Genomic DNA, 26,026 nt, shown 5'->3' with positions numbered 1-26,026 from the left:
CCATGCCCGCTCACCTGCTTTCTATCGTTAATTTTACTGGATATCAGATGCTTTTTTTCAACTCTTAGCCTAAAAATAGCTTCATCTAATTCTAAAAAAAGGCTATACTTAGTCTGTTAAGAGTATTGAAATGGAGGTATTTCATATGAATCCAATCATAGACCATCTGCGGAATCATCGTTCTTTTCGTAAATATCAAACGGATAAAACGATTCCAAAGGCGCAATTAGACAGTATTATTCGTTCTGCTCAAAGTGCCCCTTCTTGGATTAACGGACAGCAGTATTCGATTATCGCTATCCAAAATCCGGAGCGCAAGGCCAAAATAGCGGAGCTCTGTGGTAATCAACCTTACATAGCAGAAAGTTCGGTTTTTCTGGTGTTCGTCGCTGATTTCTACCGGACACATTTGGCGAGTGAACAACACCATGGCTCTCATTCCGCCGTTCAAAATGTGGACGCTTTACTCGTCGGGGCGACAGATGTTGGGCTTGCATGTGAAAATGCGATTATCGCTGCAGAATCCTTTGATTTAGGCGTTGTTTGCATCGGTGGAATTCGTCGCAACATGGCAGAAGTCATCGATTTTCTGAAGCTACCAAAACACGTTTTCCCAGTGGTCGGACTTTGCATCGGTTATCCTGATGTGGAAATGCCGATTAAACCGCGCTTTCCGAAAGAAGCTGTTTACTTTGAGGAAACTTATCAAACCGATGTTGCGGAGTTGATGGCGGATTATGACAAAACGATTATTCCTTTTTCAGCACGAGAAGGCGGCATTTCTTGGTCAGCGCGCGTTTCCGCGTTTTATGATAAGGATTACTACCCTTCGATTGCAGAAACATTGAAGCAACAAGGTTTTTTGATGAAAGATGTATAAAAATTAGGAGGCAATGACAATGACAAAAGCTTTATTTTTAGATTCGGTTTTTCAAGATCGCATATGGGGTGGCACGAAATTACGTGATTTCTTCGGCTACACGATTCCAACAGAAACAACTGGCGAGTATTGGGCTATTTCGGCGCATCCGCACGGTCCTTCTACTGTCAAAAACGGCGAGTTTGCTGGCAAAACCTTGATTGAATTATGGGCAGAGCAACCTGCTTTGTTCGGCAACCCAAAAGAACCGGTATTCCCATTGTTGACAAAAATTTTGGACGCGAATACGGATTTATCTGTGCAAGTTCATCCAAATGATGCCTATGCGAAAGAACACGAGAACGGTGAACTCGGCAAGACAGAATGTTGGTATATTATCGATTGTGAGCCTGGAGCTGAACTTGTTTATGGTCATAATGCCACGTCAAAACAGCAATTAATCGAATGGACGCGCGACGGGAAATGGAGCGATTTGCTTCGTAAAGTAGCGATTAAGCCCGGCGATTTTTTCTATGTGCCAAGTGGTACGATTCACGCGCTTTGTACTGGGACGCTCGTTCTTGAAACGCAGCAAAGTTCTGATACGACTTACCGCGTATACGATTACGATCGTGTTGATAAGGATGGAAATAAGCGCGAACTTCACTTGGAGAAATCCATTGACGTGACGACCGTTCCCCATCATGACGCCGTTTTAAATATCACAACAAAAACAACCGGCGCACTGACAGAAACCACTTTTGTGGAAAGTGAATTTTTCGCAGTGTACAAATGGGACATCGATGGAAAAGCAGATTTCGAGGCATCCGCTCCCTACACATTAGTCAGTGTCTTGTCTGGTGAAGCGACGCTAACTATCGACGGCGAAACCACACCTATCAAAAAAGCAGACCACTTTATTTTACCGTCCACATGTAAGAACTGGACTATTGACGGTAACGTGAGCTGCATTGTCTCCACACCCGCAAAATAATTTTTTAACTAGCCTTCGCATCTTTGTGTGGAGGCTTTTTTTCACAAACAGGGGTACAGACAATTTTTACGATTCTGTGTTACAATTCAAGTATTACATAGGGAAGGAAGTGCTTTATTATGAATGAAGCTGTTAAAACATTAGATGGTTGGTTTTCGTTGCATGACTTCAGATCGATTGACTGGCCTGCATTAAGAGAAGTTTCTCCTGCTGACCGCGACTCTATGCTCAATGAATTACAAAATTTCTTAGGCGACATGGATATTACGAAAAAAATGGGCGAAGGCGAGCACACGGTTTATTCGATTGTTGGGCAAAAAGCGGATTTGTTATTTTTCACGCTGCGACCGACACTTGAGGGCTTGAATGAAGTCGAGAATCAATTGAATAAACTACGGATTGCAGACTACTTACTGCCAGCTTATTCTTATGTTTCCGTTGTGGAGCTTAGCAATTATTTGGCGAATCATATGGCAAAAGGGGAAGATCCTTACGAGAATAAGCATGTGCGCGAGCGTTTGTATCCTGAATTGCCAGCACGTAAGCACATTTGTTTTTATCCGATGACGAAAAGACGGAATCTATCCGATAACTGGTACATGGTCCCGATGGAAGAACGCCAAGCGATGATTCGTGACCATGGTGCGATTGGCCGTACGTACGCTGGGAAGATTAAGCAGATCATTGGTGGATCGATTGGTTTAGACGATTTCGAATGGGGCGTAACACTTTTTGCAGATGATGCGCTTGATTTCAAACGCATTGTGACGGAGATGCGATTTGATGAATCCAGTGCCCGATTTGCAGAGTTTGGTTCGTTTTTGATTGGGAATTATGTAGCCGCGGATGAGTTGTCGAATTTTTTTAGGATTTAATGATGACAAAATAAGATTTAGAGCCCAGCCCCTTGTGATGAGGGGCTGGGTTTTGTTGTTGAGGGTTTTATGAAGCATCCCTTGCTGAATTAGAGCCTCAATATGCATGCGAACGCAGTGAGCATGTAATCCACCAGTGGCTCTTCTACGCCAAGCCCCGAACCATCACAACTCAAGTATTGAAACGCCATGTTTTAAAACACCCAATCATGCGCAGCGTCATGTTTCACGCCTCCAATCTAACCTCAATATGCAGTGGAATGTAATGAGACTGCCTTCCATTTAGCCAGACTCTCGAAATTTTCGTAGCCGAAGAGCGGACTAATAATAATTCGGTGATCATTCATAACCTAGCAATCACGGTTGTGGGAAGGCTCCGATTTTTGACGTATCATCGTTTCCAGATCCAGCTTCAACGGCCAACTCCTCGAAAACTTCACGCCCTCCACAAAAAGCAAGTACGGCTTTTTCCTGCGGCCGCTCCAGTTTTTGTCGGAGCTGAACCGGCCGTTTCAGCTTTCCATTCGATCCAGCTTCAACGGCCAGACCCTCGAAATTTTCGTGCCCTCCGCAAAAACCAAGTGCGGGTTTTCACTACGGCCCCTAACAAATTTTTTCAGGTCTAACGGGCCGTTTCAGCTTTCCATTATTACAAAATTGTAAGTCTCCTCTCCCATAATGTCATCTTAGACACTGGAATAGCTCTCATTTTACCGTTAAACTAAAGGTATAGTTATTTATTTAGGAGGAGTTTACATGGAAATAGTTCTACAGGCAAAAAATGTTCGTAAGGTTTATGGCATTAAAGGTAATGTGTACACAGCTTTAGATAATATTAGTTTGGAAATTGCAAAAGGGGATTTCGTCGGTATCATGGGGCCGAGTGGTGCTGGTAAATCGACATTACTCAACGTCTTTTCCACCATCGATAAGCCGACTTCTGGTGAAATTCAGATTTCTGGTCAGGAACTTGAAACAATGAACGAACAGCAAATGTCCTCGTTCCGCCGCGATCAGTTAGGTTTTATTTTTCAAGATTATAACTTGTTGGATACGTTGAGTGTTCGTGAAAATATCATCTTACCACTCGCACTTGCAAAACGTCCTGTGAAGGAAATGGAAACGAGTCTTGACAAAGTTGCTGATACGTTTGGGATTCGGGATATTTTAGATAAGTACCCGAATGAAATTTCTGGTGGGCAAAAACAACGGACCGCGGCAAGTCGTGCGATTATCGCGAATCCTAGTTTGATTTTCGCGGATGAACCAACTGGGGCGCTTGATTCGAAGTCAGCTACCGATTTGCTCGAAAGTTTGAAGGACCTCAATGAACAGGAACATTCGACAATTATGATGGTAACACATGATGCTTATGCGGCGAGCTTTTGTAAGCGTATTTTATTCATTAAAGATGGCGCGATTTATACTGAAATTTATCGTGGTACAAAAACACGTAAGGAGTTCTTCCAAAAAATTCTCGATGTGTTGGCACAACTAGGAGGGGACATGAATGACGTTATTTGACCTAGCAAAAAAGAATATCAAACATAATTTTGTCCATTACTTCCTTTATTTTGCGTCGATGATTTTCTCGATTATGATTTATTATACATTCGTCTCACTAGCGAAAGATCCGGCGGTTATTGAGCGTATTGATAAGAGCGCCAAACTTTCCGCAGTATTCAATGCCTCATCGATTGTCCTGATTATCTTTGTTGCCATCTTTATTTTATACTCTAATCACTTTTTCACACGGAAACGCAAAAAGGAAATCGGTCTTTATTCCCTACTTGGTCTTCGTAAAAAAGAAATTGGCCGCATGCTTTTCTATGAAAACTTCTTGATGGGCGTGGCCGCACTTGTTATCGGGATTGGCCTTGGAACGTTACTATCCAAACTATTCGTCACGATACTGCTCAAAGTCATGAATTTTGGCGGTGTGAGTAATTTCGTCTTTTCATTGGATGCCGTGATTAATACAGTCGTTATTTTCATCATCATCACGCTGATTACATCGTTAACCGGTTATCGTATTATTTATCGCACGACACTTCTCGATCTTTTTCATTCGGAAAGTAAACGTGAAAAAACACCGAAAAACAATCCATTTCTAGCAATTCTCTCGATATTATTAATTGGAGGAGGCTACTTCCTTGCTCTCCAACCGCTTAATGACAGTAATTTTCTAGTAAAAATGGGGCCATTATATGGCATGTTGACGATTCTATTCTCCGTTATCATCGGAACAGCGCTACTTCTTAGCAATTTCTTACCGTTCCTACTCAACCAGATTCGCAAAAACAAACGGATTTTCTATAAAGGCACGAATATTATTAGTAATTCCCAGCTCGCTTTTCGAATTGGATCGAATGCGAGAACCCTTGCTATTATCGCGATTTTGAGTGCTACAACACTGACAGCTATCGGCGCCATTGGTAGCCTTTACTACAACGTAAACAAAGAATCAGCGAATTCCTTCCCTTCTACTTTTGAATATACGATTGTCGATCAAAAAAGTAACCAAGAAGCTTTGAAACTAGCTGAAAACAATACAAAAACGCCGATGACTGGCCATCAAGAAACGGCTGTGAACCATATCAAAGCTACCAGTGACCGCGAAATGCCATTCGAATATGATCCTGAAACTGGCTTTGCATTCATTAGTCAAACGGCTTACAATAAACTTCTAGCGTTGCAAAACAATACAGAGACAACAAAAGCCGACTTAAACAACGATGAAGCGATTCTGATTGCACCAGGTTCTCTCTATGAAGGAAAAAGCCACAAAAACGCTTGAAAATCAAAGTTTCACCTTGGAAAATAGTACGAAACAAAAAGTAACTCTAACAGAAACACTAAAAAGCTCACCCGTGGCTAGCCTATACAGCTTACTCATCATTTCAGATGATGTAGCTAAAACGATTTCGACTCAAAAAACACAAAATATCCAATCCATCATGGTCGATAATCCAAAAGACGCGATTCCACTAAGTGAACAAATAGAGAAAGTACTACCTGAAAACGCTAATTTGATAAGCTATCCAACAAACTATGAAAACGCAATGAGTATCACTGGCGTACTCCTTTTCATCGGTATGTTTATCGGTCTCGTCTTCCTTGCAGCAACGGGTAGTATCATCTACTTCAAGCAACTAACCGAGGCTTACAACGATGTCCCAACCTATGATATCTTGAAGAAAATCGGTTTGGATCGCAAAGAAATTCGTAAAACAATCGCCAAGCAAGTACTCGTGGTTTTCCTTATACCGCTCGTGCTTGGTATTGCTCATAGTTCCATCGCTCTTTCCATGCTTTCCAACATGTTGCAGATGGACCTCACATTACCAGTTCTCATCAGTACTGGAATCTACACAGCGATGTTCATTATTTACTACTTCCTGACAGTCAACACCTACACAAATATCGTCATGGGAAAAAAGAAATAACCACAAAATAAGAAGTATGGCGTACCGATTTTGTTGACTGGTACGCCATACTTCTTTCTTGTTTACTTGTATTTTCACCCGTTTACGCTAAAATAGACATATAACTTTTAAAATTGACTGGAGGAACAAAGATGGAAACTATATCAGATTATTTAGCAAAGATCGATAACCCTGAACACCGTGCGCAGATGGAAGATGTTTTTAATTGGACGAAGGAAGAATTCCCTGACTTAAAGTCAAAAATCGCGTGGAATCAACCGATGTTCACCGATCACGATACGTTTATTATCGGATTCAGCATCGCCAAGAACAACTTTGCCGTTTCACCTGAAGCAGTAGTCGTTGCTCGTTTTTCGGAGGCTATCAAAACAGCCGGCTATACACATACAGCGAATTTAGTACGCTTTCCTTGGGATAAACCAGTGAATTATGATTTGTTGAAAGATATGATTGCGTTTAATATAACGGATAAGGCAGACTGTGAGACATTTTGGCGGAAATAAGAATATGCGTGATGTAACGTCCTCTTTTTAGCGGGCGTTTTTTTTTCATATACAATCGCAAAAAAATATCGCTAATCCGGCAATGTCAGCAGGTTTAGCGATTAAAAGGGAGTTTAAGGTAAGAAAGACTCTCAATTACTAAAAAGGGAGAAAAAGTAATTAAGATGTCGTTGCTTACATGTATAATACCCCGCTAATTTGGAATGTAATCCTTTTTTTTAACTTTTTTTTATTAAGGTTAGGTAACAATAATTACCACCGTTCGGGTGATATAGTGAAATCCCTTCTTAGACAACACTCTCTATATTACAGAGCTGGTTTATCTTTTGCCACGGCGACAATGAAACAAATCCATCCAGCAATAAATGCTACGCCGCCGAGTGGTGTAATCGCGCCTAGAACAGATACTTTTGTGATGCTAAGCACGTATAGACTTCCTGAAAATAGGACGATTCCGGCTGCGAACAAATAGCCGGCAGTTCGTAGCAAACCGCTATCTATTTTTCCGAGGAGTAAACCTACGATTAGAATCGCTGTGGCATGAAACATTTGATATTGTACCCCTGTTTCGAAAGTCGTGAGGTAGCTTCCGAGTGTTTCTTTCAACGCGTGTGCTCCGAATGCGCCTATTCCTACGGCTAAACCTGCAAATATCGCGCCTAGTATTAACATTTTTCTCATTTCTTCCTTGAACCTCCTAAAAATCTAACAATGAATCGCCGTTGGATCCATCTTCTGTTTCTATTTTGCCGCCGCCAAGTGTTGCGGGTTTCGCTATTGGTAATTCGCCTGTCATCGCTTGGTACTCCATGCTTGAGCTGAAGCTTGCTGGTTTTGCGGAGGATGTTTCTTGGTCACGCATCACATCAATCAGTACAGCTAATCCGTGCAAATGCAATTGTTTATCTTGTTCGGATGAAGCTGCCTTCGCGAGGTTTAACTCCTGTTCCATTTTCGCAAAAAGGGCTTGATTAGATACGGTCATCACGCATTTTCCTCCTGCTGGTTTAACTGACGAATCACGCGGGCTGGATTTCCTGCAACAACGGTATTTGCTGATACGTCTTTTGTTACGACCGAACCGGAGCCAATAACGGCATTGTCACCAATCGTGATGCCTGGATTGATCACACTGCGCCCGCCAACCCAGACGTTGTTACCAATCGTGACGCTTTTCGCAAGTTCCTGCCCGCTATTGCGTTCCGTCGCGTCCAGTGGATGGTATGCTGTATAAACATGCACACCAGGCGCAAACATACAATTGTCACCAATTTTAATCGGTGCGCAATCTAAGAAGACACAATCAAAATTCGCGTAGAAGTAATCGCCGACTTCCAAATTATAGCCGTAATCAAGGCGTACATTCGGCTCCATATAAACCGCTTTCCCTGCCATGCCTACTAATTCACGAATATGTACTTCGCGCTCGTCACTATCGCTCACAACGCTATTAATCTTCGCGCATAATTCCCGCGCCCTTACCCGGTCCGCCACAAGTTCCGCATCCCCTGGTCGATACATTTCGCCACTAATCATCTTTTCACGTTCTGTCATCATTTCGTTGGCCACCTCTCTTTGTTTAACTTCTCCTTTCATTATACCGTTTTTCCAGCAAAAAGCCCAATTCGAAAATATTTCGGAACTGGCTGATGCGCATTATTTTTCTATTTTTTCATTTGTTGGTAGAAATTGAAACACTTGCTTGAATGAACCTGTTATTAGGGTTACAACGGATAGTACGAGTAGGACGAATTCTGGCTCATAGCCGCCTAAGAACCCACTTGAGAATTTCACTGTCACAATCGCAACGGCCAAAACAACCACGAATAACGCCGAAACGTAAGGTACTAACACACCGAAAACAAGCGCCAAGCCACCAACTAATTCAATGATCGCAACGATGTAAGCCATAAATCCAGGAATTCCTAAACTATCAAAAAACTGCACCGTGCCGTCAATCCCATTCGTAAACTTCTGTAAGCCATGCAGGAACATCAGTCCTCCAAGTAAAATTCGAACAATTAAAATACCATATTTATTCATTTTTATAATCTCCTTTATCTGTGTAGTACGATTTATTATGCCAAAAAAATATATCCCACTGCTTAACTGGGTATTAAATTTTTATTAAATCTCGGCTTTATGACCCCTGATTCCTCGATTTTACTTACTGCAATTTTGCTGAAAAAATGATATCCTAGTGTTGTAGGTACGAAAATGGGAGGATTCTATTATATGATAAAAGTAATTGCTTCAGATATGGACGGCACACTGCTTAACTCAAAAATCCAAGTGGACGATGAAGGCGTGAAAGCAATCGAACAGGCTCGGGCAAAAGGCATTCATTTCGTCTTGTGTACAGGACGGATGTACGATGACGCGATGCAACTCATCAACCATGCAAACCTTTATGCACCAGCGATTTGCATGAATGGTGCGGAAATTCGCGACGAACACGGCAAGATTTTGAAACAGATCCCAATCGATAAGACCTCAGCACGATATACGTATCAAGTTTTAACGGATTTGGGGATGTATTGTGAATTTTTCACCGATATTGGTCCGATTTCACCGAATAAAGATAAAGGTATGGAACTCATGAAAGAAATTCAACACAAGGTGCATCCAGATTTAACTGCGGATGAAGTTCGCCACTATGTTGAGGAGCGTTTTGAAAGTAAAGACGTGCATGTTATTGACGATCCAGAGCGCCTTTTCCAAAATGAGGATATCACGATTTTGAAATTCATCGCCTTTTCTTCTGATCAGGCGGTACTCAAAAAAGCCAAGGACGAGCTTGAGTCAAAAGGAAATCTTGCGGTCAGCTCTTCCTTTTCCGACAACATCGAAATTACACATATTGATGCTCAAAAAGGACTTTCTTTGCAATTTTACGTCGAAAAAATGGGCGTGACGATGGACGAAACGTTTGCGATTGGTGATAATTTCAATGATGTGTCGATGCTCAAAATGGCGGGTTACAGCGTCGCAATGGGTAACGCAGAACCGGCTGTCAAAAAACTCGCGAAACACGTCACAGATTCTAACGATGAACATGGCGTTGCAACTGCTATACACAAAATGCTTGATTCAAATAATTAAGGTAACTGGAGGGAATTTATCATGACAATCAAAAAAACATTAACCGTTGCAGGCTCGGATTCTAGTGGTGGCGCTGGACTCCAAGCCGATTTAAAAACATTTGAAGAGTACGGTACATTCGGATTTTCAGCGATTACAACCATTGTGACGATGGATCCAGATAATAATTGGAGCCATGGTGTAACCCCGCTTGATGCTGATTTGTTGCGTGCCCAATTGAAAACAATCCTTTCTGGTGGCCCAGTTGACGCCATGAAAACAGGAATGCTCGGTTCTGTTGAAATCATTGAAGCAACGCGCGACGCTATCGACGAATACCAATTGCAAAATGTCGTGATTGATCCCGTGATGGTTTGTAAAGGCGAAGACGAACTTATCCAACCAGAAAATGCCGACGCTATCCGCGATTTATTGTTGCCTCGCGCATTGATCACAACACCAAACCTATTCGAAGCTGGCCAACTTTCAGGTCTCGGCAAACTAACAACGCTCGACGATATGAAAGCCGCTGCTGAAAAAATTGTCGCACTCGGCGTCAAATATGTCGTTATCAAAGGCGGAAAAGCATTGCAAAGCGACAAAGCCATCGACCTATTATACGATGGAACAACATTCACCGTCCTTGAAACACCAAAAATCGACACCAACTTCAATCACGGCGCAGGCTGTACATTCGCAGCTGCAATCACGGCTGGCCTTGCCAAAGGTTTAACCGTAGAAGAATCGGTGCACAAAGCGAAAGACTTCGTAACAGCAGCGATAAAAGGCGGTTTTGCATTAAATAAATTTATCGGCCCAGTATGGCACGGCGCCTACAACAACGCTGAAAATAGATAAATATCTGAAATCCCACAAAAGCCCCGTATCAGCGCTTGCATACCAGAGTATGTGAGCGCTGATACGGGGCTTTTAATGTATGTGAATCACTTTTCATACCCTTTCATCCTTCGAACATGTTATAATGATAGCGAAACTTATTTTAGGGGGATTTAAATTCATGACACAAAAAAAAAGATGCGATAAATAAAGCGTCATCTGAAAAAAACTATTTCTGGCCCATTATGATTTTATCGTTCGTAGCGGTAGTCGTTATTTTACTGCTATTCTTCTCACCAATTGGCTATCAAGGAAAAGTCGACTATGACTTATCTATTTTCCCGCGCCTCAATGCGATTTTTAATAGCTTTACGTTTGTCTTTCTATTGATTGCTTTGTGGGCCATTATTGCGAAGAAAAACATCAAGATGCATCGTGGTTTCATTTTAGCCGCGTTCACATCGACGTTATTTTTCCTAGTTAGCTATTTGACGTTCCATTACATGTCCGCAGAAACATCGACATTTGGCGGCGAGGGAATTGTTCGTCCAATCTACTTCTTTATCCTGATTACACATAGCTTCCTAGCTGCTGTCGTTGTGCCTTTAGCGCTCTTCGCACTCGTATGGGGCTGGACAAACCAAATCCAAAAACATAAAAAAATCGTGCGTTGGACAATGCCAATTTGGCTGTATGTAAGTTTGACAGGTGTACTTGTTTACCTGTTTATGGCGCCTTATTATTAAGTTTCGCCACATTCATGTAACATTGGTTAGCTATAATTATTCTGGGAGCATCGTTTTGTTGTTAGCTTCAAATTAATGAACGAGGTGAAAGATATGGCCACTCGCCAAGATCGCAATCAACCAACGAAGAAAAAAATACGAAAAGGCAGGACTATTTTTGCAGTAATTTTAGTCATTATATTAGCCATTGCTGGATTCGGTTTTTATCAGTATAAATCGAGTCTAACTGCAGCTGAGGCTGATAATAACATGAAAGAGTTTGAATTTAATGGGCAAAAAGCCGAAGATGTGAATGATCTCAACGTGCTTCTAATCGGAAGTGACTCGCGTGGGAAAGATCAAGGCCGTTCAGATTCCTTGCTTATCGCTCACTATGATACCAAGTCAAAATCACCGAAATTAGTCTCGATTATGCGTGATACATATGTCGATATTCCTGGTTACGGTTTGAACAAAATTAATGCGGCTTATTCCTTCGGTGGTCCAGAGCTGGTTCGCCAAACAATCAAAGAGAATTTTGGCGTTAATATTGAGTATTACGTGGTTGCCAATTTCGAAGGCTTCCCAAAAATTGTCGATACACTCGCGCCTAACGGAATCGAGATTGATGCCGAAAAAGATATGTCGAAAAATATCGATGCCAACATCAAAGCTGGTAAGCAAAAAATGGATGGCGAAACATTGCTGCAATACGCCCGTTTCCGTCATGATGCTGAGAGTGATTTTGGTCGGGTTCGTCGCCAGCAACAAGTGCTAAGTGCTTTGAAAGATCAAGCGCAAAGTATTGGTACCGTGACGAAGCTTCCAAGTTTGATTGGCACGATGCAAGGTTATACGAATACGAATGTGACGACAAGTATGATGATTTCGATTGGGAAAGATTTCGTACTAGGCAATGCCAAAGATATGGAAGATTTCCGTCTACCCGTTGATGGTACGTATAAAAATGTCCGCAACTCACATGGCTCCGTATTAGATATTGATGTTGCAGCAAACGCGAAGGCTTTACAAGATTTTTTTAAATGATTGATGAATTGGACTCACTCGTTCTTAATAGCGAGTGGTTTCTTTTTTTTTGACTACGGTGGGGAAGAAGCATATACTATTAGTCAAAGAAGGGCAGTGATTTTATGACAAACAATAAATTTGGGCATGTTCCCTTATCGATTCTTGATTTAGCAACAATTCGTGAAGATTTTAATGAAGCAGATGCTTTTCAAAATAGTAAATCTCTCGTTCAGTTTGCTGAAAAAACAGGATTTCATCGCTATTGGGTGGCCGAGCATCATGGTATTGCTGGTGTTGCCAGTTCAGCGACAGCCGTTTTGATAGGCTTTCTCGCTGGGCATACGGAAAAAATTCGTGTTGGTTCTGGCGGCGTTATGCTTCCAAACCATTCCCCACTTATCATTGCCGAGCAGTTTGGAACGCTTACAACAATGTACCCAGGTCGGATTGATCTCGGCCTTGGTCGCGCACCAGGTACGGATTTCAAAACAGCGCGGGCACTTCGTCGGGATTTACATGAAACCGTGGAAGCCTTTCCTAATTCAGTAATGGAACTTGGTAACTATTTTTCAGATGAGGGTAATAATGGTATTGTTGCGATTCCTGGTCGTGGGCTTCACGTACCACTTTACTTACTCGGATCTAGTACCTATAGTGCTAAGCTGGCTGCTAAATTCGGTCTACCTTTTGCCTTTGCTAGCCATTTTGCACCCGATGAATTAGAGAACGCATTGGAACTTTATCGCAGTCGTTTTGAACCATCAGATGTTTTGGACGAACCATACGCCATGGTAACGGTGAGTACAATTATTAGCGACACGGTTGAGGATGCCAATTTTCTAGCAACATCAGGCTATCTCTCGTTCTTAAATCTGACACGAGGCGCCCCTACCCCACTTCCAAAACCTGTTTCGGATATGGATCAACGTTGGTCCGAGTACGAAAAACACGCGTTGCAACATCAATTAAAATATTCTTTCATCGGCGACCAGACAAAAGTAAAAAAAGAATTGCAACAATTCATGGCTGTGCATCAACCAGACGAGCTAATCGTTGCCTCCAACATCTATGATCCTGCCCTCAAACAAAAAAGCTACCAACTACTCTTTGATATTTGGCAGTAGATTCGATAATTTTTCGACAAAAAAAGAAGTTTAGAGTCCCCGTCTAAACTTCTTTTTTGTTCGCAATACTGTATATTTTCTCCACACTAGTTTGTGACAAAACAATACCGTGCAGAGCTCCGCCAAACACTGCGCCACCGTCAATATCAATAATCGAACGATCTGGTGAGTACCAAATATCTGCCGAACCGTCTGGATTCAAACTTTCTGTTGGTGTATGGCCTACCACGAATGTCTTGCCAGTACGATTCATACCTTGTTGGAACGGCTCGCGAATCCAAACCATGTCATGCTCTGATGTCTGCTTCCAGTCGGATAATTCTAAATCAACCCCTGCATGTACAAATACGAATTGATTCCATTCTATATAATACGGCCTGTTTCTAATGAATGCAAGCTCCGCGGCCGCCTCATTCTCAATACGCTGCGCTAGCTCTTCTGGCATTATTTTCGCTGTGTTTGTATACCTTACTAAGCTATCAATCGTCTCCATTCCGCCTTGACTGATATAGTACATCATTTTCCTTCTCGGTTCTGCGAGCCAATCGAGCAACATATTCTCATGATTTCCACGCAGAAAAATAGCATCGTATTTTGCCTCCAGAAGCATAGCTTTGCGAATAACAGCACCCGGATCCGTTCCTCGATCGATTAAATCCCCTACCGACAATAAACGCTCTTTATCCGGATTCCAATGTGTCAAAAGCTTCTCGAAAGCCTCTATCTCGCCATGAATATCACCCACTGCAAAAATATAATCCATTGTCCTCACCTCATATGTAATACCTCTGAAGCTCAGGCTAAATAGTGCGGCCAAACTTCGAAAGGCTGACCTGATATCTATCAAGATCATTTTAAAGTTTATTTAATTTTTTCTCTACGGATTTGATTTCTTTTTCAAGGGCGTTCATTCTTAGTTCTGTAGCTGAAATCGTGCCATTCACCAAGTTAGTATCGTTAAATTGATCCGTTTCTCCTAGCAACTCTTGATGTTGACGACGTAATTCAATAAGACGCTCTTCCAAATCTTGCTTTTCATAAGCCATCTATTTTCACCTCCAACGACAAATTTCACTTCTATTTTACCTATAGCCTATTCCCCTTTACTTGAAAAGTCAATCATTTAATAAAAATTTCTATTATTACTACCATTTTGACTGATTATATGGTACTTTTAAATTTATATGTATTTTCACAATAGAAAGGGGATAAAATTTTTATGATGAGTATTTCAGAAATTAGAAAAATGACAAAGCAATCCTTGAAGGGTAATTGGGGACTCGCAATTGGAGGTATGGCACTTGCTTATGTGATTTTGATGGCTGTTTCCATAATCAATTTCATTCCAGTGCTTGGAACGATTGCTTACTATGTTTTCGCCGGCCCATTTATGATTGGTGCAACTTGGTTCTTCCTTGCCATTACCCGTCAAGAAAAGCCTGAAATAGGTTATTTATTTAGCGGTTTTAAAACATTTGGTCGTAATTTACTTGCAGCAGTACTTGTATTTATTTTCACGTTTTTATGGAGTTTACTATTCCTTATTCCTGGTATTATTAAATCCTTCTCGTACTCGCAAACATTTATGATTTTACGTGATGATCCCACTATTTCACCGCTCGATGCAATTACGGAAAGTCGTCACCGTATGAATGGGCATAAAGGTCGTTTATTTGGACTTGTGCTCTCTTACATCTGGGTGTTCTTTATTCCTGTCATCATTATGATGGTGCTTGGAATCATTGCAATGGCTACAACGGCGATGTTTGATTATGGTTATAACGCGTATTCTTATGATTATTATAGCAGTGTGCCGGATATGAGCCCTGTATTTGCGATTGTGTTTATACTCGGTTACTTTTTGATGCTTGCCGTACTATTTGGTTTAGCTATTTGGATTTATCCGCAAGTTCTTGTAGCTTGCGCCGTGTTCTATGACGATTTATACGCAAGCACTGGCACGTTCGGTGGCGACACGGATACATCGGCATATAAAACGACAGTTCCAGAAGATGACACAACATTCGGTGCGCTTCCACCAATTGATCCGGCGCCACCAGAAGAGCCTGAATCGCCACATTTCGAGAATAAAACGTGGGGTTCTGACTCGATGGTTTCTCCTGTCGCTCCTGATGTGACACCTGAACCCAAGACGACACCAGAAGAAGAAACACACACCGATACAATCAGTGAAGCTGTTCGTCCATCTCAACCAGCAGATCACGAAGAAACAACGGAACAAAAGAATGACGACGAACAAAAATAATTTTCTATTAGGCAAATCTATTTTCACTGTACACGAGGCTTCTGTTTCCGATACAGCCTCTTTACAGCAACTTATGATAGATACCGCATCCTGGTTAAAAAGTCGCGGTTCCTCTCAATGGGCCGACATTTTAGAGGGAAAAGATGTTCATGGGCTAAAGAATCGTATTCAAGATGGTGAAGTCTTTTTAGTCCGCGCGTCAGACCAAGTTGCAGCAGCCTTCATTCTGCGGAAAACAGCAAGTGAATGGGACGAACGTTTGTGGCGTGATCATGGCTATCAAACTCCCGCACGATACTTGCATCGATTAATGATTGCCAGAGACTTCGCCGGTCAAAACTTAAGCCAAGCAATTCTCGACTGGGCAAGCACAGAATCCGCACAGAGCCATTACCAATATCTGCGACTCGACTGCATTGCTGGTAATCAAAAATTAAATGCACTCTATCAGAATGTTGGTTTCATACAATTAGCAATCGTCGACGGCTTTTGCCTATATGAAAAAAGAACGTAGGGTATTGTCCTACGTTCTTTTATTTACCGAAAAGCACTGAGCGCAAAATCGTTAAACAAAGCTTGAATACGCTCGTTCGCTAAATCATACTCATTTTCTTCAAATGCATCCGCAATCGCAGCAAATTTCTTCACCGTTAATTCACGTTTATCCTCAGAGCCTTGCTTCACAACCGTTTCCATCGAGAAATTGTTAATCGTAAAAAAAGACTCGCTTCACATTTTCATAATAATATGGATTAGGGTCATGCTTTAAAATGCGGAAGAAAAATTGATGCTGATTGAAAATATAATCCTCCATATTTTGCAAATAAGAAGATCGATCCATCGATGCAATGTAATTCCTCAATGCCGCTATATCCATCCGTGTATTGCTTTTCTTCATTTTCTGAATAGCCGCATCGATAAATACCTCGATCACTTCTAAAAGGTACGCATATTTCGAGGGGTCAATCATCGAATCTCGAACAACAACCCCACTGTATGTACGATAGTCAAGAATACCTTCTGATACAAGCGCCGTGATTGCTTTACGAATCGGCGACCTACTTACATTTAACTCCTTCGCCAATCGTTCCTCCGTTAAATGCTCATTCGGTTTTAATTCTCCCGTTTTTATCTTTTCGATAATACTAAAATATACCATTCGGTCTAGCGTCTTATACTCTCGTTTACTTTTCAATGTTTTCGACACCCCTATCTTAAATTATGAACATTGTAGCACATACTTCCAAAAAAAATCACCTATCGGAACGTCTTTATAATAAAATAATTGACTAACTCACGAACAATCGTCTCTGCTTTATCAAAATTCTTCATTCTCAGCAGTTCATTCATTCTAAGAAACTGCTCAATTAAATAAGCGCCATTATGAAACGGAATTAAAATAATTTCTTTCGGTGCTTTCGTCAAAAAATCGATTCCCATTTTTCTAACCGCAATATCAGCGTAAGAATTGCCCATATAAGCAATAAAATCGAAAACAGTTTGCCAGCCTTCTTCCACAAATCCGTTGCTATTCTCCGTTTTCAAATGCCCTTCCATGACAGACAAACGCCTATACAAGTGTTGCGGATCAAAAGAAATTCCCTTCGTCTCGATTTTATCCATCGTCTTAATTGTCAGAACCTCCAACATTTCCAACATCTCGATGAACTTACCCACCGTTACCTTACTTTCACAAACAAAGGCACCCCGATTACTCTCAATCGTTAAAAAGCCCTCCGTTTCCAGCATGACTAGAGCACGACGCACCGGTGTCCGACTGATGCCGAGCTCTTTAGCAATCGTATTTTCAGGCACACGATCCCCGGTTCGCAACTGCCCATTCAAAATCTTCTCCTTCATTGTTTCATAAGCTTTTTTCTCATAGTTTTGTTTTTCCATAAAGATCAGTTCCTCTCGAAGTCCCCATTTAGAAGTACTTTTTCCGCCAGAATATAATCGTCGTAAGAATTGTAATAATTAATGTCCCAACCATAATTAGTCCAAATGCATATTTCTGATCTGAAAACGGTAGCTTCACATTCATCCCGTAAATGCTCGCCACAATCGTTGGTAGCGATAAAATAATTGTAAACGACGTCAAAAATTTCATCACCCCATTTAAATTATTCGCAATCACAGACGAAAAAGTGTCAGACATCCCACTAACAATTTGCGTATATGTATCCGTCATTGCAATCGCTTGCTTGTTTTCGATAATGACATCCTGCAATAATTCTTTGTTCTCCTCGTTATTCGTATAGTGTTCCGCTTGCACCATTTTATCCAAAACAGCCTTGTTGGATTGAAGTGCCGTTGCAAAAAAAAACTAAGCTCCGTTGGGTCGCCATAAAAGCATATAACTCTTCATTTTGCATAGACTGGCGAATATTCTTTTCGAGAGTATGCATATGTTCAATCAAGCTGTTGAGGTATTTCAAAAAGTAGTAGGATACCGCATACAAAATTTGCAGCATAAACTGGATGTGATTCGCTGTATTATACTGCTCCATACGCCTATCCATAATATCCTCCAAAATCGGCAATTGTTTCAACACCACCGTTACGACAACCTCTTTTGTGGTAATAATCCCAATTGGTATCGTCTTAAACTCAAGATAGTCCATCTCATCCTTCGTCTCAATCGGACAATCCACAATAACTAGAGAATGCTTGAAGTTCTCCTCCACATGCTTTAATTCAATTCGTGAGCGCTCCTCTTTATCCAGCGGGTCTAAAATATGATCCTTTGGTATTTCTAATTTTTTCGATAAATAGTCAATTTCATCTGGGGTCGGTGCCACAACATGAACCCAACATCCTACTTGGTAACCGTCAATCTGACGTACTTCATCATTTTCTTGCGTTTTATAATATTCAATCATCCTCGTGTTCTCCCCCTACCAATTAACAATTCTCTATGCAACCTTTACAAAATATTTCATTTGTGTTACAATTATTATTAATAATATTAAATCTGTAACAATGCGAGGTGAGCGTCATGGTGTCCGTACAAATGATATGGATTGGTTTTTGTTTCGCTATCTTTTTCTTTGCGCTATCATTTGTCATTAGTAAGCTTGGGAAAATCTCTGTTTACTGGGTCTCACTTGGAGCAAACGCTGGTTTTTTTCTTGGCTTTTTTATTCGTCCAACGAGCTTTTCCCCCAGAAGCCCAAACCGCTCTATTCTATCTGAATCTAGGTATCTTAGCTTTCGTACTCATTCAAGTTGCACTTGGGCTTGCACACTGGCTACTAAAGAAAACAACAACGCGCCAAAAGAACTGGAAGCATTCTTAAATCAATTATAGCAAAATTTTGGCTATAAAGAAAAGCTAAGCATCATATTTCGATGCTTAGCTTTTTGTATTAGACACAATTTTTATTGTAATTCCATTTGGATCTTCTAGCGTAAGAACATTTTGAGACCCTTTTTGAAATGCTATCTCTTTCTCCATCAACTGATTCTCCAGTCTCCCTAGTTCCTCCGACTGGATCGTGAAATAAGCAAGGCCTGTCTCCAACTCTTCCAACTCAAGTAGATCGCGTCCAGCCCAAACATTGGTACCAATATGATGATGGTAATCTCCCGCCGCGAAAAATAGAGCAGATGGAATCTCTGTTGTCACTTTGAATCCTAAAATCGTCTGGTAAAATTGTCGCGTTTCCTCCAAATTACTGACTTGTAAATGGATATGTCCGATTGTCGTATCACGTGGGGCTCCATTCCATTCGAGTTCAGCACCCGCCATCAATATCCCATCACCATCAACTTCATTTGTCGCCATTGGTAGATTCCCTAGTTCATCTCGTTCCCATTCATTTCTAGGCCGATCTGCGTATACCTCAATACCGTTACCATCAGGATCACGGAAATACAATGCTTCACTATAAATATGATCCCCAGCACCATCTATCGGGTAGTTACTTGCCAATAAATGATGTAAAAAGCTGCCTAGTTCTTGTCTACTGGGCAACAGAAAAGCCGTATGATACAAGCCTGTTTTCGCCTGTTTCGGCGCTTTTCCTCGTTTCACTTCTACCAGTTCCAAAAGTACTTTTCCGTCGACTCCTAGTTCTATTTTGTCGTCCTCATCTGTTATCACTTTCAATCCTATTATTTCTTTATAAAATGCCGCCAACGTATGCCTGCTTTTCGTTTTTTAAAACAACTTTTCCAATCTCCATATAGGTCACCCTTTCGTTGTAACTAATAACATTACAACATATTCCCCATCAAAAGTCCATTCTCATGCTTACAATTAGTAAGTGTTTATTCTTTCTTTTCGTACCCGTTTAGTTTTCGGTACAATATCGAACGATGAATACCTAGTTGAGTCGCAGCCTGGGTCATATTTCCATTATTTTTCTCAATCATTTTTTTGATACAATGAACCTCTACCTCAGATAAATATGTTTTCAAATCGACGAAGCTATCTATATGTTCCTCGTAATACATATCGAGTGTAGAAGTAGATTTTTTGGTTTTTTTGTTATTCTTGCCAAATTTATTCTCTCCCCTCTGATTGCTCATCAATGAACACATTATAACACACATAGAACACAAGAAAAAAATAAGTAGATTCCCTCTTTATTCTCATAAAACTACATTTCCTCACCATATATAGCGTTAATAGAATAAAAAATCCCCCCCTGATCCATCCAAAAATAATATATATCTGTCACAAAGAACACTTTGCAAAAGAATACCCTCTAGATTTGTAACTCTAGATTTATTTTATCGTTGTGTTTGTTCTCCTAGATAACCATTTCACTAAATAAACGCCTGATAACGTGGTGTTATAATAAGGATATCAAGAAAGGTGGCTGAATAAATGGAAGAAAAAATCAAGAGTTTAAAAGAAATTCACCTAGAAAACATAGAAAAAGGAAAATTCGATTACGATCATTTTTTAGAATTCTTACTCACGCATCGTGTCCCCTATAGGAGACGCACCTTGAAAAGAAATACGACTCTCTCTATAGAAAACCAGCCTTTTAAACATATTTATTTCATCAAGAGTGGTGCGCTTTCATGTAATAAAGATAAAACATCGTTGGTTTTTTAGGGCAGAAAAATATAGTAGGTCTCTCTAATCCTTATACGAATGATGACTCTTACTATACGATAAAAGTCCTTCAACCTACTACTGTCTATGAGTTCGACCGCGCCAATATGCTAACAACCTTGCTCAGTTTCCAAGAGGGCTGGCTATTTCTATATGCAAACAATCATAAAAAAGAAGAAATGCTATTTAGTAAAACATTGCTACTACAAGAAACGGCGAATCACCGTTTGTTAGTTCTATTAAAAGATGTGGCTCGTCTCTTTGGTGAATATCATGATGGTATTTTATTCATTCCTAACTATTTCTCCAAGACACTGCTCGCTAATTACGCCAATTTAAGCATCAGAACATTTAATACGCTTTGCAGTGAATGGATGGAAGCAGGACAACTAGTCTTCGATGATGAACCACTTACACTATAACAAAAAAGACGATGCGTCAGAAAATCACGCCTCGTCTTTTTTTCATTAAGCTGTAATCTCAATTTGATTACCTTCACTATCCAAAATAACACTTTCATAATAGCCATCTCCCGTTGTTCTTGGACCGCTTTCTAATGTGTAGCCATCGTTTTGAAGTTGCTTCGTCAAGGCATCCACACGCTCTTTACTACCGACACAAAAAGCAATATGAGCCCAACCTAATAACGGCTTTTCTTTAGCGTCTACGATATCTGTACGCTGCATAATTTCAAGCCTAGCACCGGTAGGATAGCTAATAAAATAGGAAGAGAAACCCTTCGCTTCGTTCGTGTACTTGTCGTTGGATTCCCCTTCAAAATAGGTCGTATAGAAAGCCTTCGCTCGCTCAATATCCGCTACCCAAATTGCTACGTGTTCTATCTTCATTTCGCCACTCCTTCTTTTGGTTTCTTCTTTTTAAACTCAAAATTTTTCATCCATGGTCGACCTTTTTTCAGTGACCAGTAACCAATGAGGACAAAGGCAAGTGAGCCAATGACATCCACAATAATATCGCCCATCGTGTCAGCTAAGGCCGCGCGACCAACGAGTGGTGTACCGTTAGACATCGCATACCGTTGCATATTTAGGTTCATTAAACCATCGAATGTATACTCATAAATCTCCCAAAAAGCACCCAATGTAACGGCAAAACAAAAGGCAAATATAGAGATAAATCCTGGCTTCATTTTCATCACAACATGCTTGTCGTTGTTGAGCAAGTTAACAAATGAGAAACCAATAGCACCAAGCATGGCACCACTAAACGTATGCAGAATTTTATCCCAATGAGGAACTGTGGAATAGAATTTTTGAACCGTTCCTAAATAAATGGACGCGTACAAAAAAAACTAAGAATAGAATATAGACCAAACCTGGTATTTCAAATTTAAATCGGTGGGATAAAATCGTCGGTAATAGTAAAATCATGACTCCCAATACACACTCAAACAGTAAGAAAATATAGTCGCTTCGCAGTGTCACTTTCGGTTGCCCCGGCGTTTGTTCTACTGGCGCTATAAAAATTTCAACTGTAATAAAAACCATCGAAATCCCCATTGAGACAAAAATAAAGATTGCAACCCACTGTGTGAAACTAAGCCCTTTAAGCTTTTTTAACATCGTTTTCATCTCCCAATCTTATATAATAGCTAACACGTCTTTCATTATAACAGAGTTTAGTAGAATTCTCCTACTTCCCCCACCAAAACAGCCGTTCCTGTAATTTGAATCGCATAATTAGTTTCTTTTTATAAATTGGAACCATGACTTTACCATCACGCCAAACTTCCATCCCTTGCTCCATCATAATATCTAGCGGCTTCCTAAAACTGGATTCGATATACTTAACATAGTAGCCGCCATAGCACCTGACGCCGTTCCTGTCACCGGATTTTCTGTTGTTCCAGAAAACGGAGAGGAAAAATGTCTGGCATCCATGGTGGCATCTCTTCTAGAATACGAGGAAATTTTGCGTTATTTGATTTCATTGCTTTAAAACTCGCTAGTTCCTTAATCGGTAACTCGTCGGATAACTCGCTCTCTTTTAAACAAATGGCTACCTTTAAATCAGCACGCGAACCATTAAAAGTTTCAAAAAAAAGCTGGTGCTTGCTACATCGTCAACCAATGTTAGCCATCTCCGGAATACTTAACTTTCACATCTGAAATCCCCACTTTAGTCTCTACCCGTATTTCCTCTTTTTCAGTCAAAAAAAGATGCTCGATTAATGCATGAATCGCCGCCAACGTTCCATGACCACAAAAATCCAACACAACACCTGCTAGATTCCCTTTTTCCCGAACATCACTAAATGCATCATAATGATATAGTTTCATACCACTCCTTTTCCTCACATTATATCACTTATTTCCCGGGAAATAATCTTATATCGTCAAACTAACGTCACATACAGATGCTATAGTTATCCTCGAACCAACTCAAGGAGGAATAGAGATATGAAAAAAATGATGATCGTAAGTATGGCACTGTTTTTGATAATCGGAACTGCCTGCTCACACAAATCCAATGCTAAAACACCATCGCAAATCGACAAAGAAAACAATAAACGAATCGATTACGCTCAGGGTGATTTCACGTATGAGGCCATTCCTGAAACATTCACGTTAAAAGTAACCAAAGATGGTACCACCGAAACAATTGCAGAACCTCAAGCCAAACGCAAAGTATCCAATCTCAAAAAAAACAGCGACAGAAACCAGTTGGGATTATCCCGCTGACAAGCTTCATGTCACAATCAAAAAACAAGCAAAATCACTGGATGTTAAAACCCATTCCACGAATTCAAAGACATCTCACCTAGAGTGGCCCCGCGTCAATGCACCTACTTATACGCTTCCTATTTCAGAAGGAAAGCAGATTCCCCAAAACGATCCCGCTTGGAAGAAATTTTTCACCACGGATAACGAGCAAACGATGAACGAATATTTTTCGATGAAGTTTTTCACATTGAATAAAGAGAAATTTGCTGTATCCTACATCATGCCTGATACGTTCAACAATGATATTTTATTCCATACCGATCCAGCTATTCAATTCAGCATTAACCATACATTCTCATCTGTAAACAAAGAGAAGGATTACAACTATCGTATTTTCATCACAGATAATAATCCTGTAGCGATTGCGAAAAACTATCAAAATTATATAAAAGACCAGCATCAATTCACCACGCTGGCTGAAAAAGAGAAGAAAAATCCTGAGATAAAGAAACTATACGGAGCGCCCCATGCCTATCTTTGGAATAGTCGTGTTCTAACTAGTGACGATATGCATTGGAACAAATTGCAGACTTCCATCGATGATCCGCTTTTTGAGTGGATGGCAGACCTACTTGATAAGTATGGTGAAGACGGGTCAGCAGAGTATAAAAAGGCCCTAGCGAATATTAAAAATGGCGAAATGTATTCATATGAAAAAAATATGATATTGAATTCGTTCCAATACATTCTTCAAATGCCGCAACTATACAATCCTACTATATTTAAAAATCCAGATGCGACAGCTAAAAAGTACATCGATAAAGGTGTCACAAAGCTGAATGAGCAAGAACGCTATGATTTGAATAAACACCTCATAAGTGCTCATATCAACGGCTTAACTACACCTGTGGACGAATGGGGTCAATCTAATTCGACTCAAATCATTCAAGAAATGGAGCAGGCTGGCATTAAAAAAGCGTGGATTGGCCTTCCAAACTGGGTGAACGGCCTGATGAATCCCACTTCCGTAGATACAGCGGCTAAGGCTGGATATCTCATGGGACCATACGATTCTTATCAATCCATTCAACAAAACGCGAGTATCGATTGGAACACGGCTTCCTTTCCAAATCCGAAGCTATATGAGGATGCTACTGTCGAAAACGAGCAAGGCGAGAAGCTTACAGGTTTTCTCGGTAAAGGACGTAAATTGAACCCAACGCTCGTTTTTGATGCTGTCAAAGCACGTGTCGATGGGATTTTGGCAGAAGGAATCGTTTTTAATTCATGGTTTATGGACGTCGATGCTGCGGGTGAGCTACATGATGATTTCGCCAAAGCGCATCCTACAACGCAAAAAGAAGATGCGGTGGCTCGAATGAAACGCCTCGATTATTTAAATAAAAAAGGATTTGTTATCGGCTCGGAAGGGGGCAATGATTACGCTGCCTCCAATATTGCTTTTGCGCACGGTTTGGAGACACCTGTTATTAAATGGGATGATCCTGATATGCGTGAGAATGAGGACAGCCCTTATTTTATCGGGAAATATGCCTCGATGGATGGATCAATTCCGACGAGATACAGTAAGATTGTTCCGATTAAAGAGGAATATAAGCCAATCTACACAAGTCCAGTGTACTCGATTCCACTTTTCAAACTGGTGTATAATCGCTCGGTTATCACAACGCATCATTGGGAGTGGGATAGTTACAAAATCAAGGGACAAACTGGTGAGCGTCGACTCAAGGAATATTTATATAACACACCGCCATTGTTCCATCTAGATGAGGCCAATTGGAAGCTACATCAAGTTGATATTACTGCCAATATGAAAAAATGGACACCGTTCCAACAAGAAGCGTTGCGACATGAAATGACGAATTTCCAAACACTTGATGCAAACCGTCTTGTCCAAAAAACAGAATTCGGTCCTGGTTTACAAGTGATTGCCAATTTTTCAAATAAAGACTTCAAATCTAATACTGGCAATATTCAAGCTCATACTGCATTGATTATCAATAATGGTAAGAAAACGACGATTTCAACAAATAATCTAGATTAATATCGTATTTACACGGCCCACATGGATTGATGTGGGCTATTTTAGTGTATACAGCCCAAAGTGCTAAGCTCACTGCAATCCCATTTTTTTACGCTCTTTTTTAGACAGCAAAAAAGCTGGAAACCTTGTAGTGATCCCAGCTTTTTCATCATAAACTATGCAACATTACTTATCCATCTCTTCTTGTAATTCTCTTTGTCTCTCTTTAAACATATCGATTGTTTTTTGGAGTCTTTGCTGCTGTTCTTCTGTTTGCTCCCGCATACGATCGATGATTACTTGAAATGCTTCTGAGCACTCCGCCCATACTGTGTCTTGCTCGCCATCTTTCAATGCATCCCGTGATTGCATATAAATAGCACCATCCTTTGTTTTCATTTTTCTATATCTATCGTGCTTTACAATTATAACAAATAATGTATGAATTAGCCAAGCAAAAGTTGTGATTTGTTTTTCAAAAAAATAAAGCG

The 26,026-nt window shown here is 40.6% G+C and carries 33 protein-coding genes and 2 pseudogenes; 17 read left to right on the top strand and 18 right to left on the bottom strand.

The features are described 5' to 3' along the window. Positions 1–145 precede the first annotated feature (145 nt). The 6 genes and pseudogenes from PCORN_RS11345 to PCORN_RS11320 all read left to right on the top strand — a co-directional run bounded on the left by PCORN_RS11345 (position 146) and on the right by PCORN_RS11320 (position 6,677). The gene (locus PCORN_RS11345) at positions 146–880 is read left to right on the top strand and encodes an NADPH-dependent oxidoreductase (protein WP_036080564.1); all 735 of its coding nucleotides are present in this window, start codon (positions 146–148) and stop codon (positions 878–880) included. A gap of 19 nt (positions 881–899) precedes the next feature. Beyond that, positions 900–1,853, top strand: a complete 954-nt coding sequence (gene manA / locus PCORN_RS11340) for a mannose-6-phosphate isomerase, class I (RefSeq protein WP_036080561.1) — start codon at positions 900–902, stop codon at positions 1,851–1,853. A 119-nt stretch (positions 1,854–1,972) separates the two neighbouring features. Then, positions 1,973–2,728, top strand: a complete 756-nt coding sequence (gene hemQ / locus PCORN_RS11335; RefSeq protein ID WP_036080559.1) for a hydrogen peroxide-dependent heme synthase — start codon at positions 1,973–1,975, stop codon at positions 2,726–2,728. Between the two features lie 756 nt (positions 2,729–3,484). Then, a complete protein-coding gene (locus PCORN_RS11330) occupies positions 3,485–4,252 on the top strand; it encodes an ABC transporter ATP-binding protein (protein ID WP_036080556.1) in 768 nt (255 codons plus the stop codon). Continuing rightward, positions 4,239–6,174 (top strand): annotated as a pseudogene (locus PCORN_RS11325) (ABC transporter permease). The gene PCORN_RS11330 and the pseudogene PCORN_RS11325 overlap by 14 nt, the downstream one beginning before the upstream one ends. 131 nt (positions 6,175–6,305) lie before the next feature. Further along, positions 6,306–6,677: an iron chaperone gene (locus tag PCORN_RS11320; RefSeq protein WP_036080554.1), complete on the top strand. Its 372-nt coding sequence runs from the start codon at positions 6,306–6,308 to the stop codon at positions 6,675–6,677. A gap of 306 nt (positions 6,678–6,983) precedes the next feature. Here the strand turns inward: PCORN_RS11320 and PCORN_RS11315 are convergent, their stop codons facing one another. From PCORN_RS11315 to PCORN_RS11300, 4 genes are all read right to left on the bottom strand, one after another. Further along, positions 6,984–7,358 carry a DUF423 domain-containing protein gene (locus PCORN_RS11315; RefSeq protein WP_036080552.1) on the bottom strand — a complete coding sequence of 125 codons (375 nt, stop codon included), beginning with the start codon at positions 7,356–7,358 and terminating at the stop codon, positions 6,984–6,986. A gap of 16 nt (positions 7,359–7,374) precedes the next feature. Next, complete coding sequence (locus tag PCORN_RS11310) at positions 7,375–7,662, bottom strand: YwdI family protein (protein ID WP_051999409.1); 288 nt, start codon at positions 7,660–7,662, stop codon at positions 7,375–7,377. Further along, a complete protein-coding gene (locus PCORN_RS11305; RefSeq protein WP_036080549.1) occupies positions 7,662–8,234 on the bottom strand; it encodes a maltose acetyltransferase domain-containing protein in 573 nt (190 codons plus the stop codon). Before PCORN_RS11305 ends, PCORN_RS11310 begins: the two co-directional genes overlap by 1 nt. A gap of 99 nt (positions 8,235–8,333) precedes the next feature. Beyond that, positions 8,334–8,720: a DoxX family protein gene (locus tag PCORN_RS11300; RefSeq protein ID WP_036080547.1), complete on the bottom strand. Its 387-nt coding sequence runs from the start codon at positions 8,718–8,720 to the stop codon at positions 8,334–8,336. Positions 8,721–8,912: 192 nt separating this feature from the next. Here PCORN_RS11300 and PCORN_RS11295 point away from each other — a divergent pair, with 192 nt between their 5' ends. The 5 genes from PCORN_RS11295 to PCORN_RS11275 all read left to right on the top strand — a co-directional run bounded on the left by PCORN_RS11295 (position 8,913) and on the right by PCORN_RS11275 (position 13,473). Then, positions 8,913–9,779: a Cof-type HAD-IIB family hydrolase gene (locus PCORN_RS11295; RefSeq protein WP_036080545.1), complete on the top strand. Its 867-nt coding sequence runs from the start codon at positions 8,913–8,915 to the stop codon at positions 9,777–9,779. Between the two features lie 21 nt (positions 9,780–9,800). Further along, a complete protein-coding gene (gene pdxK / locus PCORN_RS11290; protein ID WP_036080544.1) occupies positions 9,801–10,616 on the top strand; it encodes a pyridoxine/pyridoxal/pyridoxamine kinase in 816 nt (271 codons plus the stop codon). A 224-nt stretch (positions 10,617–10,840) separates the two neighbouring features. Continuing rightward, a complete protein-coding gene (locus tag PCORN_RS11285; protein WP_077913880.1) occupies positions 10,841–11,341 on the top strand; it encodes a DUF420 domain-containing protein in 501 nt (166 codons plus the stop codon). A gap of 93 nt (positions 11,342–11,434) precedes the next feature. Further along, complete coding sequence (locus tag PCORN_RS11280; RefSeq protein WP_036080570.1) at positions 11,435–12,367, top strand: LCP family protein; 933 nt, start codon at positions 11,435–11,437, stop codon at positions 12,365–12,367. A 104-nt stretch (positions 12,368–12,471) separates the two neighbouring features. Then, positions 12,472–13,473, top strand: coding sequence for an LLM class flavin-dependent oxidoreductase (locus tag PCORN_RS11275; RefSeq protein ID WP_036080540.1), 1,002 nt, complete (start codon positions 12,472–12,474; stop codon positions 13,471–13,473). A gap of 43 nt (positions 13,474–13,516) precedes the next feature. On the opposite strand, the gene PCORN_RS11270 is transcribed toward PCORN_RS11275, so the two are convergent. Together PCORN_RS11270 and PCORN_RS11265 are read right to left on the bottom strand one after the other, a co-directional pair. Then, positions 13,517–14,236: a metallophosphoesterase gene (locus PCORN_RS11270; protein ID WP_036080538.1), complete on the bottom strand. Its 720-nt coding sequence runs from the start codon at positions 14,234–14,236 to the stop codon at positions 13,517–13,519. Positions 14,237–14,327: 91 nt separating this feature from the next. Next, entirely contained in the window at positions 14,328–14,519 is a 192-nt protein-coding gene (locus tag PCORN_RS11265) for an Lmo0654 family protein (RefSeq protein WP_036080536.1), read from the bottom strand. 173 nt (positions 14,520–14,692) lie between these two features. Here PCORN_RS11265 and PCORN_RS11260 point away from each other — a divergent pair, with 173 nt between their 5' ends. Next, positions 14,693–15,739: a DUF975 family protein gene (locus tag PCORN_RS11260; protein ID WP_051999408.1), complete on the top strand. Its 1,047-nt coding sequence runs from the start codon at positions 14,693–14,695 to the stop codon at positions 15,737–15,739. Further along, entirely contained in the window at positions 15,720–16,253 is a 534-nt protein-coding gene (locus PCORN_RS11255; RefSeq protein WP_036080534.1) for a GNAT family N-acetyltransferase, read from the top strand. Before PCORN_RS11260 ends, PCORN_RS11255 begins: the two co-directional genes overlap by 20 nt. Before the next feature lie 23 nt (positions 16,254–16,276). On the opposite strand, the gene PCORN_RS19365 is transcribed toward PCORN_RS11255, so the two are convergent. The 7 genes from PCORN_RS19365 to PCORN_RS21325 form a co-directional block, all read right to left on the bottom strand. Beyond that, positions 16,277–16,423: a hypothetical protein gene (locus tag PCORN_RS19365; protein WP_159102575.1), complete on the bottom strand. Its 147-nt coding sequence runs from the start codon at positions 16,421–16,423 to the stop codon at positions 16,277–16,279. A 22-nt stretch (positions 16,424–16,445) separates the two neighbouring features. Further along, entirely contained in the window at positions 16,446–16,934 is a 489-nt protein-coding gene (locus PCORN_RS11250; RefSeq protein WP_149024331.1) for a GntR family transcriptional regulator, read from the bottom strand. A 62-nt stretch (positions 16,935–16,996) separates the two neighbouring features. Next, a complete protein-coding gene (locus tag PCORN_RS11245) occupies positions 16,997–17,638 on the bottom strand; it encodes a GntR family transcriptional regulator (protein ID WP_036080532.1) in 642 nt (213 codons plus the stop codon). A gap of 28 nt (positions 17,639–17,666) precedes the next feature. Next, positions 17,667–18,017, bottom strand: a complete 351-nt coding sequence (locus tag PCORN_RS20885) for a magnesium transporter CorA family protein (RefSeq protein ID WP_277620196.1) — start codon at positions 18,015–18,017, stop codon at positions 17,667–17,669. Between the two features lies 1 nt (position 18,018). Further along, complete coding sequence (locus tag PCORN_RS20880) at positions 18,019–18,621, bottom strand: magnesium transporter CorA family protein (RefSeq protein WP_277620195.1); 603 nt, start codon at positions 18,619–18,621, stop codon at positions 18,019–18,021. A gap of 473 nt (positions 18,622–19,094) precedes the next feature. Beyond that, positions 19,095–19,880, bottom strand: a complete 786-nt coding sequence (locus PCORN_RS11235) for a VOC family protein (RefSeq protein WP_051999407.1) — start codon at positions 19,878–19,880, stop codon at positions 19,095–19,097. A 131-nt stretch (positions 19,881–20,011) separates the two neighbouring features. Next, a complete protein-coding gene (locus PCORN_RS21325; RefSeq protein ID WP_420912031.1) occupies positions 20,012–20,197 on the bottom strand; it encodes a helix-turn-helix domain-containing protein in 186 nt (61 codons plus the stop codon). A 376-nt stretch (positions 20,198–20,573) separates the two neighbouring features. On the opposite strand from PCORN_RS21325, the gene PCORN_RS11225 reads away from it, so the two are divergent. Together PCORN_RS11225 and PCORN_RS11220 are read left to right on the top strand one after the other, a co-directional pair. Beyond that, positions 20,574–20,807: a hypothetical protein gene (locus tag PCORN_RS11225; protein ID WP_036080526.1), complete on the top strand. Its 234-nt coding sequence runs from the start codon at positions 20,574–20,576 to the stop codon at positions 20,805–20,807. A gap of 179 nt (positions 20,808–20,986) precedes the next feature. After that, the gene (locus PCORN_RS11220) at positions 20,987–21,229 is read left to right on the top strand and encodes a hypothetical protein (RefSeq protein WP_149024330.1); all 243 of its coding nucleotides are present in this window, start codon (positions 20,987–20,989) and stop codon (positions 21,227–21,229) included. A gap of 45 nt (positions 21,230–21,274) precedes the next feature. Here the strand turns inward: PCORN_RS11220 and PCORN_RS11215 are convergent, their stop codons facing one another. The 4 genes and pseudogenes from PCORN_RS11215 to PCORN_RS20365 all read right to left on the bottom strand — a co-directional run bounded on the left by PCORN_RS11215 (position 21,275) and on the right by PCORN_RS20365 (position 23,107). Then, positions 21,275–21,655 (bottom strand): VOC family protein, encoded by a 381-nt coding sequence (locus PCORN_RS11215; RefSeq protein ID WP_036080519.1) that lies wholly within the window; start codon positions 21,653–21,655, stop codon positions 21,275–21,277. Further along, positions 21,652–22,390 (bottom strand): annotated as a pseudogene (locus PCORN_RS11210) (DUF2238 domain-containing protein). Before PCORN_RS11210 ends, PCORN_RS11215 begins: the two are co-directional and overlap by 4 nt. 192 nt (positions 22,391–22,582) lie before the next feature. Beyond that, positions 22,583–22,708: a PhzF family phenazine biosynthesis protein gene (locus tag PCORN_RS20370; protein ID WP_241433167.1), complete on the bottom strand. Its 126-nt coding sequence runs from the start codon at positions 22,706–22,708 to the stop codon at positions 22,583–22,585. A gap of 192 nt (positions 22,709–22,900) precedes the next feature. Then, the gene (locus tag PCORN_RS20365) at positions 22,901–23,107 is read right to left on the bottom strand and encodes a PhzF family phenazine biosynthesis protein (protein ID WP_036080518.1); all 207 of its coding nucleotides are present in this window, start codon (positions 23,105–23,107) and stop codon (positions 22,901–22,903) included. 120 nt (positions 23,108–23,227) lie between these two features. Here PCORN_RS20365 and PCORN_RS19835 point away from each other — a divergent pair, with 120 nt between their 5' ends. Both PCORN_RS19835 and PCORN_RS11200 read left to right on the top strand, forming a co-directional pair. Continuing rightward, positions 23,228–23,509 carry a hypothetical protein gene (locus PCORN_RS19835; RefSeq protein WP_206537445.1) on the top strand — a complete coding sequence of 94 codons (282 nt, stop codon included), beginning with the start codon at positions 23,228–23,230 and terminating at the stop codon, positions 23,507–23,509. A gap of 229 nt (positions 23,510–23,738) precedes the next feature. Continuing rightward, positions 23,739–25,556 (top strand): glycoside hydrolase, encoded by a 1,818-nt coding sequence (locus tag PCORN_RS11200; RefSeq protein WP_206537444.1) that lies wholly within the window; start codon positions 23,739–23,741, stop codon positions 25,554–25,556. 165 nt (positions 25,557–25,721) lie between these two features. Here the strand turns inward: PCORN_RS11200 and PCORN_RS11195 are convergent, their stop codons facing one another. Continuing rightward, entirely contained in the window at positions 25,722–25,907 is a 186-nt protein-coding gene (locus PCORN_RS11195) for a hypothetical protein (RefSeq protein ID WP_149024329.1), read from the bottom strand. Between the last annotated feature and the right edge of the window lie 119 nt (positions 25,908–26,026).

This window comes from Listeria cornellensis FSL F6-0969, assembly GCF_000525855.1.
Lineage (GTDB): Bacteria > Bacillota > Bacilli > Lactobacillales > Listeriaceae > Listeria_A > Listeria_A cornellensis.
The sequence above is the reverse complement of the archived record's forward strand: the minus strand, read 5'-3'. Positions and strand labels throughout refer to the sequence as shown.